A 20,515-nucleotide genomic window follows, 5' to 3' on the forward strand; every position below is an offset into this window, starting at 1 on the left:
TGGTTTGAAACCTAGATTATCGGTAAGCCAATGACTGCAATTCGAACATTCGGCTATATTCCCCTTGCAAGCTTAGCAATTGTTCATGTGAGCCTTGCTCGACTAGTGTGCCATTCTTCATGACTAGAATATGATCCGCCATTCGGCAGCTTCCGAGTCGATGAGAGATGAGCAGCGTAATGCGTCCTTCGGCCAGCTCCGTGAATCGCTTGAACAACTCCGCTTCAGCCATCGGGTCCATGGATGCTGTAGGCTCGTCAAGTACCATAATTGCAGAATCTCGCATAAACGACCTTGCGAGGGCAAGCTTCTGCCACTGGCCGACGGACAGCTCGTGCCCCCCATCAAAAATCGGGCCGAGCAACGTATCCATGCCGTCCGGAAGCCCTTGTACAACGTCCGCGGCACCGGACCGCGCGGCAGCCGCCTCAATTGCGGCCAAGTCTTCCATCCGGCCTACATCGCCGAACCCAATATTCTCCTTCACGGATACTTGGTACCTTAGAAAATCCTGGAATACCGCTCCAGTACGGTCGCGAAATGCGTTAACGTCCAGCTCCATCAAGTCAACGCCGTCGTATTTTATAGAGCCCGAATATTCACGGTAAAGTCCAATCAGACAATTAACGAGCGTGCTCTTGCCCGCGCCATTCTCCCCTACAATCGCTACTGTCTGATTCGGTTTGATTCGGAACGAAATATCGTTAAGCACGGGCTTCAGGCTGGTTGGATAGGCAAAAGTCAAATGATCAACGGTAATGCCTTCCGCAATGGGGCTGTTCAGCACATGCCGTCCCTGCCCGTTCTCTTCCTCCTCCGAATCCAAAAAGTCGTAATACTCGTTCATGACGAGCGTTTCCTCGTAGATGGACGATAAGTTCTGAGCAATCATGCGCATTGAAGCTTGAGTCGTGGCCAGCACTTGCGCGATCGCGACATAAGCCCCGAGCGATAGCTGCTGTGAATAACATACCCAGACCGCATAACAGGAGAATAAAAAGGCAAGCACTCCGTTCAGACCTTCAATTCCTATTCGCATCTTTTGCGATCGAAGCTCGACCTTCTTCTGCTCGCCAGCATTTTTCCAGAAATATCCGCCCCAATAGTGTAGCAGCTTATTAGCGTGCCGATACAATCTGACCTCCTTAGCGGACTGACGGTTGGTCATCAGATCGAAGAAGTAGAACAGGCGCCGCGAGAACGGCGTCTGCACACGCATCAGCCAATACTTCCATTCACCGATTCTCATATGTACAACAAGCGTCGGAACGACAACAAGCACCATTCCCAGCGACAATACAAAGCTAAAATGCCACAGCAGGGCGAAGAATGAAGCGACCGTGAGCAGCGATTGGCCAATGGAAAAAAGCTGCTCTATCAGTTGAAAACCTCGAAAAGAGACGTTCATCTTAGCCCTTTGCAGTTGATCATAGTATTGTGGCTCCTCGAATCGAGACAGCGGAATACTCATTGATTTCCCTGCCAGCATCGTTTCCATTTTGAATTGCGTCTTCTGTTTCATCAGCATCGTCATGTATTGGGCTGCGGCATCCAAAAGCGCGCCAATCAGCAGCAGACCGCCGCTTGCCGCCAGCCACTTGACGGGCTCCGACATCTCGCCATCACGCGTGAGCAATCCGGCGACCGCATCTGTTAATTCCTTCACGACCAATACCTGCATAGCCGGAATGAATGCGCTCACAACTCGCATAACGAGAAGCAGCAGCACAAGTGGCGCCGATAAACGCCACACGAGCATCAATGAACGCCCCAGTATGGCTATTATGCTACGAATCCCGATGTTCGGTCTCTGAGTTTGATTTGTCATATTCATCTTCTCCATTGCACGCATAGGATTCCGGCTGCTCAAGGTGATGCCATAAAGTCAGTTCAAGCATGAGACGCCTCCTTTTTATCTTTCACAGTTTCATAACACTTCGAAAAGTTGTTTCGCGTATGCAATTTCATTTCAACTCCAGCTCTAACTCTAAAGCATAATGGTGCAGGGATTCACGAATCGGCAGGCCATTATGAATGGCAGCTAACCGATTAGGACTGCTCCATTGCTCAAAGTAAGGCATGGAAAATGCCTCATGCATGAAGAGCGCTGCCGGAACGGAACGTTTCATTTCATGTATAATTAACGTTTAGAGGAGACCACATATTCGCTAACGCCTGTTTCATTCATATTCAGCGGTTCAATTGCGCCGCGCCGATACAATTCTAGCATCTGATTAGGCGCAAGTTCGAAGATATCCGGTACATCCTGTGCCCTCTGCGTTACTGTATACAAGTCGGCTGGCTTTGTAGTTTTTATCCAAGTCGGCACAGAATTAGAGCCTTGTGTCAAACTATAATCATTTATCCAACGTATCGTAATGTTCGTATTGGGATTGAGATCTCCAAATCGTTCGATTTTCCGCGCTAGCCGATGGTGCTCTACTCCGTAAAACGAGCCGTTACTGGAGACAAGCTGGATGGTCAGCGTGTCTTTCGACTTGGGTTCCTCACTGTTCCGTGCTGCTTCTTCAGCTGTTGTTGTCGACACGCAGCTGGATAATAAAGTGATGAAGAGCAATGCTACATTTATCATCATTGTGTATTTCACGACAGGGCTCCCACGATGTAAAAGTAATCTGTCAGATAACCGATTAGACTTGCTGCTCTGCATTAGATCTTTGCCGATAAAAGGCTAGTCTGCTTTTCTTCGACTGCTTTGGAGCCCACGTAAGGAGAAGGTCAAATTGCTCTTCATTCGTAATCAATCCTTTGGATGTGACTTTACCATCCGGAGATAGCAAATAGCCGAATGGGAAACGATCGGTCTTAATTGCTTTCAAACTTTCCTCGTTCTCCAGTTGAACAACCGGCACCATCAGGCTGTAGTTATGACCGATTGCCTTAACCTCTTGCAAATCACCATACATCATTGAGATAAACTCGTATTGATCGTTTTTGTTCTGCATGAAAGGATTGATCAGTGGATATAACGTCGTGCATGTGCCGCAGGTCGGAGAGGTGACCAATATAATTTTCTTTTTTCCTGAATCATTATGAACCGCAGCTTGTCCGCCAGTGATCGTCTGAAAGTGTGTTACTGGAAATTTCTCCCCTAGCGGCGCACCGAAATCGGAGTACAACAGTTCTTTTAGCTTGAAAGGCATATAGACCTTATTGCGCAACCGCAGCACACTGACCGCTAACATTATGACTAATAACCATAGAACAGCATTCGCAATGGATTGCATGTTATCCAACTCCCCCTTACTTGGAACCGTCACTTGCTAAAGTACCGAATGCCGCGTACGCCATTAAGCTGTAAACCAGAAGCACACCGATCGAACCAACTCCAGCATAATAGATATCTTCGATCGGATACTCCGCCCATACAGTTGTTGTTCCGGTTGATAAGAGATATAGGGTAATGACAAGTAACAGGACAACCCGTAGTACCGTATTCCAACCGAACGACTCTGGATTAATATTGCCGAAGCAATTACAGGCCACTTTCAGCTGGCGTTTATATGCCCGGTAGATAGACCACACAAAGCAGCCTAGTAAAAACAAGATTATTAAATACGCGAGATACTGAGTCCCTGAAAATATAAGAAGGATCGAAACAGATAATTCTAGCAGTACAACAACAGCTGCACTCGGTAAAACAAGTCGACGGCTGATTTCTAATTGTTCAATCGTCTTCTTAAAATCTGCGAAACTGATTAGTTTTCCGAATCCAGACAACAAAAAGGTAATCAATAACAGGAACTGCAAAAAGGGACCCATCACTTTATGATCCTCCTATTCCAACATGAAATATAATGAGAAAACACGGCATAAAGCCGTGTTTTCTCATTATTGTAAGCATGTAGTCCACTGATTTTAAAGGTTGCAGCAACCCGACGAAGTCTGGGATAGAATGACACCATCACATACGTAATTCACCAGTTGAACCCCCAGTTTAGAAGAACCTCCGCAGGAACTCGCCAGACAGCCCCCTGATTGATATCCACACATATAATCACCTCCGTTTCTATTTTTTTACCAAGACCAGTCCTTGGAGAGTACAGACTACAGAATCAACAAAACTCTCGGACTCACATTCATTTTAACATTTATGGAATAATTTATAATACATGTCTAATTATTGGTTTTTGACTCAAAAACATTATTTGTCTCTCGCATCGCTATCCAGTTGATCCGCATACTGTTTTAGCATATCTCTAATTGACTGCCCGTCCCTGATCGCAAGCAGTGGTTTTGGCAAAAATAATTGTATCGCGTCATAAAAACCGATTTCGGCTACCTCATGCGTATTAAGTATTGCTGGAACGGACCTTTTCATAGCCTTTATAATTATCAATTTCCGTGCAGCGTCCACTGGCTCCTTCAAGGTTCTTGTAGCGGTCTGAAGTGTATGCGAAGCAATGTCCGTATACAATGAATCTCGGTCTTCTGATAGATACCGAATTAACTGCATAGCCAATTCTTTATGTTCAGATTTCGAGGTTAGGGATAATCCCGATATTAAAGCCGGATTATGACCGTTCGTTCCCAAAGGTAACGCTGCCACTCCGATTTGGTTATTCTCTTGCGCAATCTCCTCATAGCTGTTTTTCATAGATATATTAAATCCATACGCATATTCTATCGCTAGCGCGATTTTACCATCGACCAAATCGTAAGGCATAGGGGGCCGTAAATCAGTTAAGGACATCGAGGCATATTCCATTTTCGTTCCGATAGTCATAATCCACTTGGCAGCTTTAATTGCATTATCACTATCGATATAACCGGCGAATGACCTGCCGTCTACTCCGACAACACGTCCACCGTACAGTCCCGTTGCCCACTCCAGTGTAAATGGCGATAGAGGAATATAGAGCGTCTCTCCCGCAGCCTTCAGCTTGACGATCGCATCGTTCAACATATCGATATCCCATTTTTCCGAAGGAACTTCAATCCCCAAGGTAGCAAAAATATCTTTATTGTAGTAAAGAATCATCGGGTTAATCTTGCTTTTCATACCCAGAACATATCCGTCATTAGTCGCAATCGCATAATCATCTAGATCCGATCCGTTCAAATTTAACGGCTCGATAACTCCCATCCGATACAATTCTCGCATCTGGTAGGGCACCAGTTCAACGATATCCGGAACGTTATTAGAGTCCTCATACAGCTCAGAAGGTACCTCAATTGGAGTCCAAGGTGCAAACAAAACTGGAGATTTGCTATACGGATTATTATAAGACTGAACCCACTCGATCTTAATTTCCACATTCGAATGCATATCGGCAAAACGCTGGATCTTCTGAGGGAGCGTATCCCCGCTATAACGACCAACCAGCTTAATTGTTAGCTGCTGTTTCTCCCCGACTCGAGCAGACGTATCGTTATTCTTGAGTGTATGCGATGACGACATACAACTCGATAACGTCATAACGAACATTAGCAGTATCCCCAGTTTTCTGATGTTTGACATGAACATATTTCTCCTCTACGCCTTTACTTCACATGACAATGTAATGCCAGATGTTAATCTCGAGAGCCAAATTCAATATCTAATTCTTTCGCATATTGCTAACGCCTCTCTCTCATTCTGTCCATTCACGATCACTTGAAGAGACTTGGTGCTGCTCAACCATATTTCTTGCTCAATATTCGACTTCCCTCCAACATTCACGGGTTCATCTAATTGATCGTAATTTGTACATTCGGATACTTTTCGCGGAAACGGTCAATCTTTTGCTTCAACGGATTATCCTCGTTTGACGAAGCTATCGGGGCCCAGGAAACAAGCTGTATGATCAATGACCGTTTTAGCAGTAAGATTGCAAATAACCTTTTGAATTTCATGACGCTCATCCTCCTTTTGCTTGTTCGTCAATGTATACGAAATATCTTCTTCATAAAAAAGTGTAACGTTTACATGTTTTGTAAACAACCTTTTGTTCAATGGTTTCTATACCTGTTAGATGATGGGATTTTCTACACAAGAGCATGGGTCAGATACTCATTTCATCGCACTAAAAAACAAACAAGCAGCCGACATGGTCGGCTGCTTGTTTGATCTATTCATTGCCACTATTCGGTTACGAATATGACTTTCTAATCGTGCGTTAAGCAAATTGATTCTCCCACGTAGCGAACCAACTTTGTTCAAGACCTGCTCCTTATGGGTCATCCATGCAGCTACAGGACCAACCAATGAAGCCGGCATCAAGATCTGCCTCGGTACAATCTCGAATGGAAACTATGAGACTCTCCTCCTCGTATTTTCAATTATTTCAGGTTCCTTCAGATAACATGCTTGCTTTAAAGACTCCGTAAATATGGTGTTTTAGGTAGAACAAACTCAGCATATACCTCACCAGAAGGGTGGGTATTTCCTGTTTCAACAAATCCTAATGAGGCATATAAATTTTTCGCAATGATGTTTTCGGGGTTATAGGTAACTTCTACGACCCTCGCTTCACCATGAGAAGATGTCTTAGCGAATTCTACAGCTTTTTCCACGGCTTCCTTCCCATACCCTTTGCCTTGATATCGCCCATCAATCATGATTTTAAAAACGCCATAGCTGCTGTATTCGAAATTCCCATTTCCATCGTCATAATACATCATGATAAAGCCGACCATAGTCTCATCTTTATAAATAGCAAATGTAATAATGACCTGCCCCTCTTTTGATGCAATATATGCTTCTGCGAGTGCATGTTGATTAGAGGAGATAAAGCGTTTCTGTTCCTCTGCAACTTTGAGCTCAATACATTCAATAAAGTTGTCCCACGTTATTTCTCTAAATTCCACTATCCAAGCCACCCCACAATCATTATTTTTCAAGCTCCTACAACCACGCGGTATCGTGAGGCCTGAAGGTTAAACATTTGAGCGTACTTCCCGTCCATTCTCATAAGCTCTTCGTGTGAGCCTTGCTCAATGATTTGACCATTTTCCATCATGAGTATGCGATCCGCCATTCTGGTCGTCGATAAGCGGTGTGAAATAAAAATGATGGGTCGATCTTCTGCCTTCTCCAGCATCACTTGATTCAAATGATATTCGCTCATTGGATCCAAGGCGCTGGAAGGCTCGTCTAATAGGATGAGAAGAGTCGGCTTGGCGAACACTCTTGCGATCGCTACCTTCTGCGCCTCTCCACCAGATAGCTCTATCCCGGCGTCGTCAAACTCCTTGGTAATGGAGGTATCGGTCCCCAATCGCAAAGTCTGCAGCTTATTGCCAAAATCACTTTTCTCCAGCGCTTCTCTTACCAGAAATGAATCGCCGGATGAAAACTGATTCATGACGACATTTTGGGAAAGCGTAGCAGCGAACAGTTGATGATCCTGAAACACTGAGCTAATCTTCATACGGTAATCATCCAGCTTGAACTGATCGATTTGTATCCCATTTAAACGAATTTCTCCCGAGCTTGCATCGTATAGACGCATGATCAGCTTCGTCAATGTCGTTTTTCCGGCACCATTGTAACCAACAATTGCAATTTTCTCACCTGGCCTAATGCTGAAATTAACATTATGAAGAATACGTGGCCCGGATGGACCATATTGAAACGATAACTCTTTTAGCATTAATCCAGTAAACTTATCCGGCACAGGCAGTGGATCTTCAACTTCCTTCAGAGCGTTCTTTTGCTCCAGGAAACTTCTTAACTTCTCAATGTACAAGCTGTTTTCTTGCATCTCACTGATGAGCGTCGTCATATATTGCATGTTGCCTTTTAGACGCCATGATGAATTCAACAGTGTAACCGCGCTGCCAAAGCTTAACGTTCCTTTCACTAACGTCATAAAGACAACATAAGTCACGTACAGGCCGCTCAATATCAACTCATTGAAGAAATACTCTGAGGTGAAGTTTAACCAAAACTGCTTTTTCGAACGTTTTTTAACAATCCCGTGCATTTCTTTATGCGTATCGGTGAAATCTCTAAAAAATTTCTCCTTGATGGAATAAAGTCTTAATTCCTTCGCGTAATCAGCCAAGTAAAACAATCGTTTCAGATAGATTCGTTTACGATCCTTTTCGTTAAGCTCCATTCTCATTTTGTACCTGATTTTATTGGAGATCATGCTGACAATCAGAGTTAGAATGAAAGACGCGAGCACAAATAGCAATCCAAGCTTGTCAACAAACAAGAAAAAGCTTATAGAGGTTATAATAACCGTGACGGATCGGCACAATTTTCTAATGTTGTTTATCGTAGCATCAATTCGATTATGGGCATCATTGGCGCTCCATACATAATCATTATAATAAACAGGATCATCATAGTTGGCCAAATCGGTGCTAATCGCTTTTTCGTAGAGATCCATCCTTATTTTTTGATACAGCAATTCCTTTCCTTTCGGTTCAACGCTTTGAAAATAGATGCTGTCCAGCACAAAGCAAATTGCGATAAACAAAATTGTAAGTCCGATATATAGAGCAACGGTAGAGAAGGAAGTTCCATATTGAACGCTGTCGAATACAAACTTAATCAAAATGACATGCTCAATAAAAATTTCTATTTCCTGCAAGCACGCATACAAGCATGTAAAGATGATATAGTTGCGGGAATGGCGCAGCCCGTATTTCATAATAAACCAATTATTTTTAAGGACCCTAGTAAAGCTATGCTTATTGGGCTTCATGCAGATTCACCACCCCTGCCAACTCTTCTTGATCAACATACTTTTCCGCTTGCTTTAAGAATAGCTCCGCATATTTCCCCTGCAGCTGCATCAATTCCATATGTGAACCAGACTCTCTGATTTCGCCATCCTCCATGAAATAAATACGATCTGCAAGCATAGCTGATGACATGCGATGAGAAATAATAACAACAGCTTTATCCTTGCAGGCTTCCATCATACTTTCAAAAATTTCATATTCCGCAATCGGATCCAACGCGCTCGTAGGCTCATCAAGCACGAGGATTTCAGCCTGTTGCGCAAAGATTCTTGCTATCGCAATCTTTTGAAACTCGCCGCCTGATAAAACAACCCCGTGTTCATCAAACTCCTTCGTGAGCATCGTATTTATTCCCTCCGGCAAAGAGGCTACCTTATCATAAACTCTGCTTTTCTTGAGCGCATCTATGACGAGCTTGCGGTCTGCTTCGGAAACCAAATCACGCATAAGCACATTCTCTGCAATCGTCATCGAAAAAATCTTGAAATCCTGAAATATGGTTCCATACATTGAGCGGTATGACAGGAGATCAAACTCTTTAATATTTTGGCCATTCCATAATATTTCGCCGTCAGTAGGATCGTACAATCGCATCATGAGCTTGATTAGCGTTGATTTGCCGGCGCCATTATGGCCGACTAGAGCAATTTTCTCATTCTTATTAACTTCTATCGTAATATCGCGAATAGCAGCCTCAGCTGCCCCATCATAAGTAAAGTTAATATGCCTAAATGTTAATTTCTGTATTGGCGGCGCAATTGCTTTAACTGGACCGGCATGCTCCTCGATTTCGGAAACGTAGCTTAAAAAGGTTTTTAAATTTTCAATGTAAATGCCGTTTTTATTAATTTCTACAAAACTATCAGACAATCGGATGAGCGACCACGCACCGCCGACCATTGCGCTTCCCAGAACGATAAAGGAACTGATAGAAATCGACTGCTTGACAATAGCCAAATAAGCTCCATACAACAGAACCCCTTGGAATATTAGTGTAAAGGTTGTAAATATCTTAAAAAAGGAAACAACTCCTGCTTTGACTCGATACTTATGAACGACCGAAATGGCACCGTCATACCCTTCTATATAGGTGTTTCTCAGAACTGAAAATATGCGGGACAGACGGATTTCCTTGGCAAAGTGGGATAAATAGATGACCCGGTTGACATAATCCATTTTCCGTTGGTAGGGTACCCGTTCATTATTTTGTTGAAACTGAATTCGGTTAAGCTTTTTTCCAAAATAAAAATTTCCGAAAATAGGCAATAAAGCAAACCATACCACCCATGGGTCAATGGCGTACATCACGGCAAATATGCTAATGGTTGCGAGCGATACGAATATCACCCTTGAGAGATTTTCAAGAACAGCGCTGACTCTTTGATCGGCTTCTTGAATGGCTTTTGTATACTTGTTATAAAACTCATAATCCTCAAAACATTTCAATTCTACGGATGCTGCCTTCCGAAAGAGAATGAGATACAGCTTCTCATATAACTTGAGATCACTTAAGGGTTTGAAGCGAATTTCATACCAATTGTCTAGTAAAATTAAAGCAAGTATCAACACTAACGTCATAATTATGAAATGGATAATTTGCTGAAAGTCCCTTTCGATTGAAATAGACTCAATGAGGTACTTCATGAAATATACAGAAAAAAACACATTGCCAATCATTCTACCGGCTTGAACTGCAAAATCCGCCAGCACTCTCTGTGGATGCATACTCCAAGCTAATCTGAACACAAATAAGTTATTGGCAATAATCACTTTAATATGTTGAATTGTAAGTTTAATTTTCTCCAAGGCCGTTTCTTCCTCCAATAATTAGTAATTCAAAATTTACTACATAGTGGAATTGGAAACAACCTGTCAATTAGCTGATCATTCACCCGTCAAATCATAGTTTATTTTACATTTTATTGAATTTACTGCCAATATCCCTTAAGATTGTTAAGCTGTAAATAATCGAAGTAGCGATAAATTCTAAAGGCAGGTGACGATGTGAGTATAATAGCTGTTAACCGAATTACTAAGACGTATCGGCAATACAGAAGATTTCCTGGACTGATTGGGTCCGTTAGAAGTCTATTTACAAGGCAATATACGGAAGAAGATGCTGTTAACAATATGTCATTTACGATCAATGAAGGAGAAGCCATTGGTTATCTGGGACCAAATGGTGCGGGTAAATCTACAATGATTAAAATGATGACAGGCATCCTGGTCCCAACGAATGGAGACATTAAAGTACTCGGCGCAGTACCGCATGAAGCAAGAAAAGCGAATGCACAGCAAATCGGGGTCGTTTTTGGACAACGAAGTCAATTATGGTGGGACCTTCCTGTCACAGATTCCTTTGATCTTCACAAATACATCTATAAAATACCGGATTCTGCTTTTCGTAAAAATCTGGAGCTTTGCATGAGCCTGCTCTCCATCCATGAATTTGTGCAGAAGCCCGTGAGACAGCTTAGCCTGGGGCAACGTATGCGCGTTGAGATCGCCATGGCGCTGCTTCATGAGCCCAAAATTCTATTTCTCGATGAACCAACGATCGGTCTAGATGTCATGGCCAAGGATCAAATTCGGCGCTTTCTTCGCACTGTAAATCGGGACCGTAAAGTAACGATCGTATTAACTACCCATGACATGAAAGATATTGAAGAAATTTGCCCACGTATGCTTGTCGTTAACAAAGGAAGCCTGGTCTACGATGGCTCTGTTGAAGATTTGCGAGCTAAGCTGGGAAGTGAAAGGAAAGTTATCATCGATTTCCGAGTCGATCCCGGGCTTATCGATATCCCTGGCATTACGATGCTTCAGGACGAGGGAATACGCAAAACCTTTCTAGTACCGCGAGGTGAATCAACCGTATTTGAACACGTCAGCCGGATTGCCTCCCAATACCCTGTAGAAGACGCCTCTATTGAAAGCCTGGATATCGAATCTGTCATACGCAAGCTGTATCTTCAACTGGCTAGCGAGGAACAAACGATCAGCAAAATCGGATGAGAAGGAGCAGACAATGTCGACCTATTTTATGTTTACGTTAAAGGCCTTTGTTAACCAGTTAGCATATCGTTCCGAAGTATGGCTTCGTCTGCTGGGCAACTATTTTGCAATACTCATCCAAGTGGAGATTTGGAGGGCCGTTATCGGAAATGGCGGTTCAGCCAGTACGACAGTCGAACAAATGATTACATATAGTATACTAAACACCCTCCTTTTTGCTCTTTTGCTAAACCGGGTTAGCAGTAAAGTTGACGGCAGTCTCAAGTCCGGCAGTATCGCATCAGAGCTCGTCAAGCCGCTCTCCTATCCTTTATATCTGCTTTTTGACGGGCTTGGACAATCGCTTTATCAGTTCATTTTCACAGTTATCCCCTCTCTGATGCTTGCATGGATTTTGTTCGGGATGCTTCCTCCTGCTTCCACGATACATTTCATTGCTTTCCTAGTGGCTCTGCTAATGGCTTTAATACTTTCTTTTCTTCTTGGTTATCTTGTTTCTCTTCTGGCCTTTTGGTTCTTAAGCCATTTTGCGCTCAGTTGGACGCTTGGCGGCCTAACTACCATTTTCAGCGGTTCGTTTCTGCCCTTGTGGTTCTATTCCCCTTCTTGGGCAGCGGTCGCCAAGTTGTTGCCATTCCAATATCTAGGCTATGTACCTGCGGCGATTTATCTCGGCAATCTGAACGAGGCAGAATTATGGAGAACCGTCGCGTTGGGATGTGTATGGATCATCTTGTTGCTTGTTGTTGCCTATTGGCTTTGGGGCAGAGCCGTACGGCGATTAATCGTTCAAGGAGGCTAATAAGAAAGGAGGCGTACTATGACTTTATTACTCTTCAGTAAGCTGGTTCGATTATTGTTGAAAGAGAAAATGGAATACCGAGCTGATTTTGTACTTTCTGCCTTCGCGCAAATCATTTCCTATGCAGGCGACTATATTGTCATTTGGCTGTTCATGAAGCAATTCAACTCGATTGCTGGCTGGAACTGGCCTGAAATTGCTTTGCTTTATAGCATCGGATTATTTACATATGCACTTGGCGCTTCCTTTTCTTACGTGCAAATGTCGGGTCTGGAAGGCCAAGTTCGGGAAGGCACCTTCGATACGCTGCTCATTAAACCTGTCAACCCTTACTTATACCTGATTAGTCGCGGCTTTAACCTGGCATACGTCGCCCATATCAGTATTTCCGGAACTGTATTGATTTGGGCCATTGCTCAATTAAATTTACAGTGGGCATGGACAGATTACGTCTATTTGCTGCTTGCATTAATCAGCGGTGCAATGATTCATGCTGGATTGCTCACTGCTATTGGCGCTACAACCTTCGTGTGGGTGAGGACGGGATATTTGTTTTCATTGTTTTTCCATTTGAAGGAGTTCATATCCTATCCTCTTCCAATATTCGGAACAGTGGTTCAGCTGCTCTTGACCGTTGGCGTTCCACTCGCTTTTGTCAATTTCTATCCTGCAGCCTTTCTTTTGTCGTACGAGACATCGCTAATACCGCATTGGGCCAAGTGGCTGGTCCCGCTCGCGGGTCCGCTGATTTATGGACTAGGCTACCGCTTTTGGATGTACGGCGCAAACAAGTATCAGGGAGCAGGCGGATAACTATTTGCCGTTCTTAAAGTCCGTTTCGTTGTGTAAAATGATTAATTAATCCCGTTTTTTCCGTGCTCGATATTGCTGTGGCGTTACGCTGACAATTCTTTTGAATAAGTTCGAAAAGCTTCCTAAGCTGGTATAACCTATACGCTCTGCAATGTCTGTAATCTTGTATTCGGTTTCTTCCAGCAATCGTTTGGCCTCTTGGATTCGTTCCTGAATGATGGCATCCGACAAAGATAACCCGGTCTCCTTCTTGAACAATCTGGATAAATACGCCGGGTTCAGATAGACATGGGCAGCCATTTCCTCCCGGGTAATCTCCTGGTTCAATCGTGAACGAATGTAATGTCTAATCTTGGTAACTACAGCAGAAGATACTTTGTTGCTTACCGTGAGAAGTCGTACGGTTGCCTTCAGGCAGCATCTCGTCCATTGTTGCAGGGCATCCGAGTGCTTGGGATAGCTTTCCTTATCTGTCAGGCTCTTTAATTCGGCCGACTTGTGAATGGATAAACCTTTTTGGGCCAATATGGTGTGAATAATGAAGAGAATACCGTGGATAAACTGATGATGAGATTCCTTTGTCCATGTATTTCCTTCACTGCTCCAGAACCATTGCTTCACTCGGCGATCCAGCTCTTCTAACTCGCCAAGCTCCATTATAGTGGACCACTCTGCAAATAAGCTTAGTGGAGCTACGGCCAGCAGTTGATTCATGCTTTTTTCCATAGGAGTAGAGGCAGGCATGAATACTTGCCGGGATCGAGTTAAATTGTGCTGCTCTCTCTCTGTCACATACGTGTAGGCGCTAACGATTTCCGGTAATACTACCGTCGGACTAATATAAATAGATAAGGAGCATTGAAGAAGCCGTTCACACTCGTTCAGAAACTGACGGCAATTGTAATTAAGCACCTTGCTAATAGAGGTTTCTTCACTTCTCACATATACGATCGCCAGATTAAGCCCTGTATGATCCTGAAATACAACACCTTCCAGCTCTAGCAGAAGCAGTTCTCCAGCCAAATTGCGAAGCGCGTATTCCATAATGGCTTCATCACGCGCGCTCAGATTATCTTTCCATTGCTCAAGTCCAAACAGAACCAGGATATAACGATCATCAGGCTTGATCGACAAGCCACAAGTTTGTGCGGATCTTTGCAGCGAGTCCGGGAGCAGAGATGCCCGCTGACTAAGGATGTCCTGCCAGAAGCGTTCCACCAATATAGGCAGCTGATGTTCCCATTTTCTTCGATAGTCCTGCATCAGAGCTTCAAACTTTTTTTGTTCTTTTTGCCTACCGACCTCTGCAAAAGCATCGCCGGCCACTTTCTTCAATTGCTCATAATCGACGGGCTTGAGCAAATAATGGAACGCTCCATGATGGATGGCGCGCTGCGCGTACTCAAAGTCCGCATGACAAGTAAGCATAATCGTCAAAGTGTACGGCGAATGCTGCTCCACCCAGGCCAACAAATCCAAACCGCTGCTCCCCGGCATTTCGATATCGCAAATTAGCAAATCGACAGTAGTGTTACTTAGCACCTTCAACGCTTGATCCACGTTCTCCGCCAAACTAATGTGCGTAACGCCCAGCATGCTCCAGTTCACGCCTTGCTGCAAACCGAGCAAGGCAAAATATTGGTCATCAACAATTAAGATTGTATACATACGATGATCAAAGCCTCCTTTGCATAGGCAAATTGATATTCACTATTCCACCGCCCTGTGGATCATTGCGGAAGGCTATATTCGCGCGTCCATCATAGAACATAATCAAGCGCCTGCGCACATTCCATATCCCCAGTTGACGGTCTGTCGGCTCTTTTTCATATAATCCAAGGTTGAGCATGTCCAATTGCTGCTTGGAGAATCCCGGTCCATAGTCGCGGATTTCGATGGCCATGCATGAATCCCCATCTTTACTAGTTGCTTCACTTACCGTGACGCTGACTTCAAAATGCTTGGTATTATTAATAAATCCATGCTTCATAGCATTCTCCACGAACGGTTGCACAAGCAAGGGCGGAACAAGGACGTTCTCTAATTCCTCGGGCAGCCGATCATAAAAACTCAGCTTGTTCGGATACATGACCATTTGGATTTCCATGTAGTTCCGGATATGATTAAATTCGCTAACAAGCGTAATCCATGTATCGTTGGTGCTCATGATGAACCGGAAATAGGAAACTAGGTGGCTGATCATCTTCTTAATCAGCGAATACTTCTGAAGCTCTACAAGATGGAAGACGATATTTAAGGAATTCATGAAAAAATGGGGATTAATCTGAGCCTGAAGATGCTTAAGTTCGGCTTGCTGTACTTTCATTTGCTCTTCATATACATAGATCTTTAGATTCCCGATTTGTTCAGCCATTCGATTGAACTGTTGTGTAATCAGTTGGAACTCCTTGGATTTCTCTTCCTTCAAACGGTATTCTAACTGTCCCTTGCCAAGTATGCGCATCCCGCTTGCCAACTGCTGAATGGGCTTAAATACAAGACGGCTTAATAGAAAGAACAATACAACTAGAATGACAACTACCGCTATGGGAATGACCTTAATTACGCTTTGGAACAGAGGCAGCTCGTCCAGCAGCAATTCTTCGTCCAATAAAATGAAAACGTTGAGATCCGAAAAAAGAGACGGTTTGCCTACGAACAAATAGCTGCTGCCGTCACTAAGTCGAATAGAAGCGCTAGAGCGTTTCGATTGATCGTTCAGATGGCTGCGGATGCGGACAAGATCTTCATTGGCGAATTGCCCCCACAACAGATGCCCCTCTTTGGATATAATGCCGATTTTCTCGTCGCTCTCTACAGACTCCAACCGGATTAGAGGCTGAGCTAAGGAGTCAATGCTGACAAGTACACCGATGAGCAGCCTTCCACTTTTATCCGGAAGTGCCTTAAATAAGACCGGCTCGCCACCGACGTTAATGATTTCCCACTTCAAGGACGTCGGAAGCTTGAACTTCTTCAGCCGAGCGGACAGACCGGCACGGATAGCCTCCTTCTCCTCGTAATACTCCTTTTGACTGCTGAGGAATAGCTCCTCCCGGTCAAGATGATACACGAATACACTGCGAATAATAGAGTAGTAGCTAACATCGCTATACCATTGATCCATTAATTTTCTGATAGATAAATAATAGTTTACACTGTCTGGGTCGCTCTCCGAGTATAGCTCAAGTAGCATGCTTTCATTTGCCGTTCGCAGCAAATAAGTACTGGTCTGCTCCAGCAGCTCATCAAGAGAGCCTAAATGAAGGGTCAACGTGTCCGATGCGGATTTCGCTACTTTCTCACGAACAATATTTGTGGAGTAGATATTGGTGTAGTAAAGAAAGAAAAAAAGTGGCGCCACTAATAGCAGGACGAGTGCGCTTACTTTAAATTGCAATGAAAGTCCCACAGTTCCACTCCTTTGCCTAGTATATGAACGCCCATGCGGCACGAAAGGGGAAAGACCATTTCGGTCTTTCCCCTGCCTGCTTATGACTGCTTCGCCTTCCACTCATCGTACTGCTTCTGAACTTCGGCGCGGATTTTCTCGATACCGTTGGCCTTTAGCTTGTCGTTGTATTCTGCCAATACCTTGTCGGCATCTAAGCTGCCCGTTTCAAGCAGCGGACGATATTCCTTGATAATGTTGCTGACGACGGACACCTCTGTTTTGACAGCGTCTGTATTGAAGTTGAAGCCAAACGACCTTACTTTGTGAGCTTTTTCGTTATAGGCTTTGAACTTCTCCCATTTGTCCGAGCTTTCGCCTTCCCATAAATAAGTGAGGGTCTGATTCCCAAACATCCACTCAATACCCGGAGCCCACCCCGTATCCGCACGGGTAGAGACGCCATCTTGCAGCTTAATGAAATTATCCTTGCCCTCTACCTTGACATATTGCCGTCCTTCCACACCGAAATCGATCAGGTTGACCAGATTTTTATCGGTATGAAGAAGGTTTAGAAGCATCATTGTGCGCTCCGGATCGACAGATGTGCGGCCGATTGCCATCATGGAGTTGCTGACGCTTGCTGTACTGATTTCAGGATCATTCCCCTTCAGCTTGACTAGTTCGATACCCGTCGCGCTGGAATCTTCCTTGTCGGAATCCGGTTTATCGGAACCGAATTTCATCCACGTTTTGCCGGCCTTAAATGCATCTTCGGCGCTCGTTTTGGTCGTCGCGGCATCCTGATTGATGAATCCCTTTTTGAACCATTCGCTGTAGAGCCTCAACCTATAAATAGTCGCATCGGATTCCAACGTGCTGATGATCATCTTATCTGTCTTAGTATCCAATACAATACCGGCAGGTGCTCCGGCCACCAGCTCGTATCGGAAGTTTTCTTCCATGCTCGGCTTTGTTTTGTCGAAGTAGCTCAGCGTATCGGAACCACTGCCTGAGAGCCAGATAGGTGCAAGGCCGGGTTCCTTATCCTTAATGGTTTGAAGCCACGGCTCTAGGTCTTCCAGTGTTTGGATAGAGTTGATATCAAACCCGTATTTATCAATAAGATCTTTCCGAAACATAATCGTGTGGCTCTCGCCGATTTCTTTGTTGGTTGGGATCGCGTAAATTTTCCCATTTACTCTGCCCCCATCGAGAAAACGAGGATCTAGCGTCTCCATTATTCCTTGCCCGTATTCGGTTAACAAATCATCTAGCGGGAGAAACGCCCCTTTGGTTACATTGTTGGAAAAATCTGCCCAGTTCGGAGCAAAAGTCAAGTCTACTTGCTCTCCGGACTGATAGGCCAGCGCCATCTTCTCAGCCCAGGAGGACCAGGGCAGTCCTTGGAAGTCGATCTCCGCATTAATTTTCTCTTTCAAGTATTTATTGATTTCTGCTACAACTGCCTTGGAGTCGTTTTGTGGAAAATTGCCTACCGTATAGACTTTGAGCTTGCGGTAGGTCGATGTATCGGGATTGCTTGTGCTTGATCCGATTTCCTCGGATGGCTTGCTTGTTGACAGCGGTTCTGCATTAGGTGAACCGGATGATCCTGAATTTGTGCTGCAGCCTGACATGACAAGCATGGCCACCGTTAGCCCAGCAAGCGTTTTGCCCAAACCTTTCGTTACCTTCATTTTTTTAACCCCCAATAAATTTTCATATATTCTAACCGGCCGTTAAGCCAGAGCTAGACGAATTAACCTTTGATGGCTCCAATGGTAAGTCCCTTGGTAAAGTACTTCTGAAAGAAAGGATAGACAAACAGAATGGGACCAATGGAGACGACTACCATCGCCATCCGTAAGCTTTCTGTCGGTACCGATTGCTGCACTAGCAGAGCTACTCCGCTGCCCGCCAATTGATTTTTGAAAAACTCCGCTTGGCGAATCATTTGAATCATGACGTACTGCAACGAGAACTTTTCGCTATCATTAATGAACAGCAAGGAATTGAACCAATCGTTCCAATACATTAGCGTAGTAAACAATCCGATCGTTGCCAGTACCGGAAGCGAAATAGGAAGAACGAGCTGAAAAAAAATTCGCCACTCCGACGCTCCATCCAGCTTACCCGATTCAATCATCTCTTCCGGTATCGTTTGCTGGAAGAATGTACGGGCAATGAAGATATAAAACGCGTTCGAAAGGCCTGGAAGGATAAGCGCGACATAAGTGTCCTTCAGATCCAAATAGTTGACGTACAACAGATAGAAAGGGACAAGCCCTCCAGAGAACAGCATCGTAATCAGAAGATAGATATTAAATATTTTCTTAAACGGAAAATCCTTGCGAAAGATCGGGTACGCATATAACGCAATTAACAATACCGCCAGCAAGGTTCCAATAAAAGTTACAGATAAGCTAACCCCATAGGCTTTCATAAGAGTCGACGAATTGGCAAATAGATGGTGGTATGCAGATCCATCGATTTCGTCAGGCCAGAACTTGTAGCCCTTTAGCGTTAGGAGCTTTTCATTTGAAAATGAGATGGCGACGATCAGCAAGATCGGCAAGATGCAGGCGAGACTGAAAACGATAAAAATAGTATGAAGCACTATCGCGGCTAGCTTAGATACCTTCTGATACGGTTTAACGTTCGTTGCTTTGTTCATATTGATTCTCCATTCTAGAAAAGTGCCGTGTCGCGATTAAGCTTTCGAGCCAGACTATTTGCTCCGATGACAAGGAAAAATCCAACTACCGATTGGTAGAAATTCGCTGCGGAGGCCATTCCCAAGTCATTGAGCTGAATCAGGCCTCTATAAACATACGTATCGATGACATCCGTCGTGGAGCGCAACGCGCCGGAATCGAGCGTAACATGATAAAATAACCCGAAGTCAGAGCGGAATAAGCCCCCCAAATTTAATATCGTCAGAATGACCATCACGGGAGTCAGGAGCGGAATCGTAATTCGGATGATCTGCTGCCATTTGCTGGCTCCGTCCATGACCGCTGCTTCGTACAGCTCTTCGCTGATTCCAGTTATTGCGGCCAAGTAAATGACGCTGCCTATGCCGACGGAGTGCCACATTTTCGTTAACCACAGAATATAAGGCCAAGCCTCCGGGTGCATATAAGCATTAACCGAAGAGTGTCCGAACAACGGCAACACGTATTTGACCAGAAAACCGTATTCGGGGTGTAAAAAGGCGTATACGATATAGCTGACGACAACCATGGACAAAAAATTTGGCATGATCATCACCGTCTGATAGAGTCGCGATGCCAGCTTGGCACGAACCTCGTTTACGGCAATGGCAATCGCAACGGAAAGAAGAAGACCGGTCACAATAAAGACAACATTGTAGGCAACCGTATTAATTGTTACTCGCCACGCATCGGAAGTAGCGAAGAGAAAACGGAAATTGTCGAGCCCTGCCCACGGACTGCCCATAATTCCGTCGATGTAGTTAATGTTCTTGAAAGCAATGAAAACGCCAAACATGGGAATATAACAATTAATGAAAAAAACGATGCTTGTCGGCAGCAGCATAAGCAGCAGCACGCGATACTTCACAATGTTCCGCAGCAAACGGACGTAGCTCCTCTGTCGCTGTGAATGTGCTTGCTTAGCAGAAAAATTTACAGATGATGGAATTGACATAGCATTTAACCTCACTCTATTTCAATAGGATAGATTTATTATAATGAAGTTGGAAATTGGAATTCTCTATCCCAGGTGATCTCATTTATTAGAAAGTTACCTCTTAACCTGATTTCCAAATATCA

Annotated in this window: 18 protein-coding genes; 3 read left to right on the forward strand and 15 right to left on the reverse strand. The window is 44.2% G+C overall.

Annotated features, from left to right (window positions below; all coding sequences use genetic code 11):
* Nucleotides 1-16 precede the first annotated feature (16 nt).
* From MHH56_RS24425 to MHH56_RS24470, 10 genes are all read right to left on the reverse strand, one after another.
* Nucleotides 17-1,759 (reverse strand): ABC transporter ATP-binding protein, encoded by a 1,743-nt coding sequence (locus tag MHH56_RS24425; RefSeq protein WP_339204253.1) that lies wholly within the window; start codon nt 1,757-1,759, stop codon nt 17-19.
* Between the two features lie 205 nt (nt 1,760-1,964).
* Nucleotides 1,965-2,129, reverse strand: coding sequence for a hypothetical protein (locus MHH56_RS24430; RefSeq protein ID WP_339204254.1), 165 nt, complete (start codon nt 2,127-2,129; stop codon nt 1,965-1,967).
* 11 nt (nt 2,130-2,140) lie between these two features.
* Nucleotides 2,141-2,608: a hypothetical protein gene (locus MHH56_RS24435; RefSeq protein WP_339204256.1), complete on the reverse strand. Its 468-nt coding sequence runs from the start codon at nt 2,606-2,608 to the stop codon at nt 2,141-2,143.
* Nucleotides 2,609-2,651: 43 nt separating this feature from the next.
* A complete protein-coding gene (locus MHH56_RS24440) occupies nt 2,652-3,248 on the reverse strand; it encodes a hypothetical protein (protein WP_339204257.1) in 597 nt (198 codons plus the stop codon).
* A 16-nt stretch (nt 3,249-3,264) separates the two neighbouring features.
* On the reverse strand, nt 3,265-3,783 hold the full coding sequence (locus MHH56_RS24445) for a MauE/DoxX family redox-associated membrane protein (protein ID WP_339209721.1): 519 nt from the start codon (nt 3,781-3,783) through the stop codon (nt 3,265-3,267).
* A 382-nt stretch (nt 3,784-4,165) separates the two neighbouring features.
* Nucleotides 4,166-5,482: an extracellular solute-binding protein gene (locus tag MHH56_RS24450; RefSeq protein WP_339204258.1), complete on the reverse strand. Its 1,317-nt coding sequence runs from the start codon at nt 5,480-5,482 to the stop codon at nt 4,166-4,168.
* Between the two features lie 209 nt (nt 5,483-5,691).
* Entirely contained in the window at nt 5,692-5,856 is a 165-nt protein-coding gene (locus MHH56_RS24455; protein WP_339204259.1) for a hypothetical protein, read from the reverse strand.
* Between the two features lie 459 nt (nt 5,857-6,315).
* On the reverse strand, nt 6,316-6,810 hold the full coding sequence (locus MHH56_RS24460) for a GNAT family N-acetyltransferase (RefSeq protein WP_339204260.1): 495 nt from the start codon (nt 6,808-6,810) through the stop codon (nt 6,316-6,318).
* Nucleotides 6,811-6,839: 29 nt separating this feature from the next.
* Nucleotides 6,840-8,657 carry an ABC transporter ATP-binding protein gene (locus tag MHH56_RS24465; protein ID WP_339204261.1) on the reverse strand — a complete coding sequence of 606 codons (1,818 nt, stop codon included), beginning with the start codon at nt 8,655-8,657 and terminating at the stop codon, nt 6,840-6,842.
* A complete protein-coding gene (locus MHH56_RS24470) occupies nt 8,644-10,503 on the reverse strand; it encodes an ABC transporter ATP-binding protein (RefSeq protein ID WP_339204262.1) in 1,860 nt (619 codons plus the stop codon). Before MHH56_RS24470 ends, MHH56_RS24465 begins: the two co-directional genes overlap by 14 nt.
* 198 nt (nt 10,504-10,701) lie before the next feature.
* On the opposite strand from MHH56_RS24470, the gene MHH56_RS24475 reads away from it, so the two are divergent.
* The 3 genes from MHH56_RS24475 to MHH56_RS24485 are packed head-to-tail and all read left to right on the forward strand — an operon-like array spanning nt 10,702 to nt 13,327.
* The gene (locus MHH56_RS24475) at nt 10,702-11,712 is read left to right on the forward strand and encodes an ATP-binding cassette domain-containing protein (protein ID WP_339204263.1); all 1,011 of its coding nucleotides are present in this window, start codon (nt 10,702-10,704) and stop codon (nt 11,710-11,712) included.
* 13 nt (nt 11,713-11,725) lie between these two features.
* Entirely contained in the window at nt 11,726-12,514 is a 789-nt protein-coding gene (locus MHH56_RS24480; protein ID WP_339204264.1) for an ABC-2 family transporter protein, read from the forward strand.
* 18 nt (nt 12,515-12,532) lie between these two features.
* A complete protein-coding gene (locus tag MHH56_RS24485; RefSeq protein ID WP_339204265.1) occupies nt 12,533-13,327 on the forward strand; it encodes an ABC-2 family transporter protein in 795 nt (264 codons plus the stop codon).
* 45 nt (nt 13,328-13,372) lie between these two features.
* Here the strand turns inward: MHH56_RS24485 and MHH56_RS24490 are convergent, their stop codons facing one another.
* From MHH56_RS24490 to MHH56_RS24510, 5 genes are all read right to left on the reverse strand, one after another.
* Nucleotides 13,373-14,995, reverse strand: a complete 1,623-nt coding sequence (locus tag MHH56_RS24490) for a response regulator (protein ID WP_339204266.1) — start codon at nt 14,993-14,995, stop codon at nt 13,373-13,375.
* Between the two features lie 7 nt (nt 14,996-15,002).
* Nucleotides 15,003-16,739, reverse strand: coding sequence for a histidine kinase (locus MHH56_RS24495; protein ID WP_339204267.1), 1,737 nt, complete (start codon nt 16,737-16,739; stop codon nt 15,003-15,005).
* Nucleotides 16,740-16,819: 80 nt separating this feature from the next.
* Nucleotides 16,820-18,418: an ABC transporter substrate-binding protein gene (locus MHH56_RS24500; RefSeq protein ID WP_339204268.1), complete on the reverse strand. Its 1,599-nt coding sequence runs from the start codon at nt 18,416-18,418 to the stop codon at nt 16,820-16,822.
* Between the two features lie 62 nt (nt 18,419-18,480).
* The gene (locus MHH56_RS24505; RefSeq protein ID WP_339204269.1) at nt 18,481-19,395 is read right to left on the reverse strand and encodes a carbohydrate ABC transporter permease; all 915 of its coding nucleotides are present in this window, start codon (nt 19,393-19,395) and stop codon (nt 18,481-18,483) included.
* A gap of 14 nt (nt 19,396-19,409) precedes the next feature.
* Nucleotides 19,410-20,318, reverse strand: a complete 909-nt coding sequence (locus MHH56_RS24510; protein ID WP_339204270.1) for an ABC transporter permease subunit — start codon at nt 20,316-20,318, stop codon at nt 19,410-19,412.
* Nucleotides 20,319-20,515 lie beyond the last annotated feature (197 nt).

Source organism: Paenibacillus sp. FSL K6-3182 (assembly GCF_037976325.1).
Classification (GTDB): Bacteria; Bacillota; Bacilli; order Paenibacillales; family Paenibacillaceae; genus Pristimantibacillus.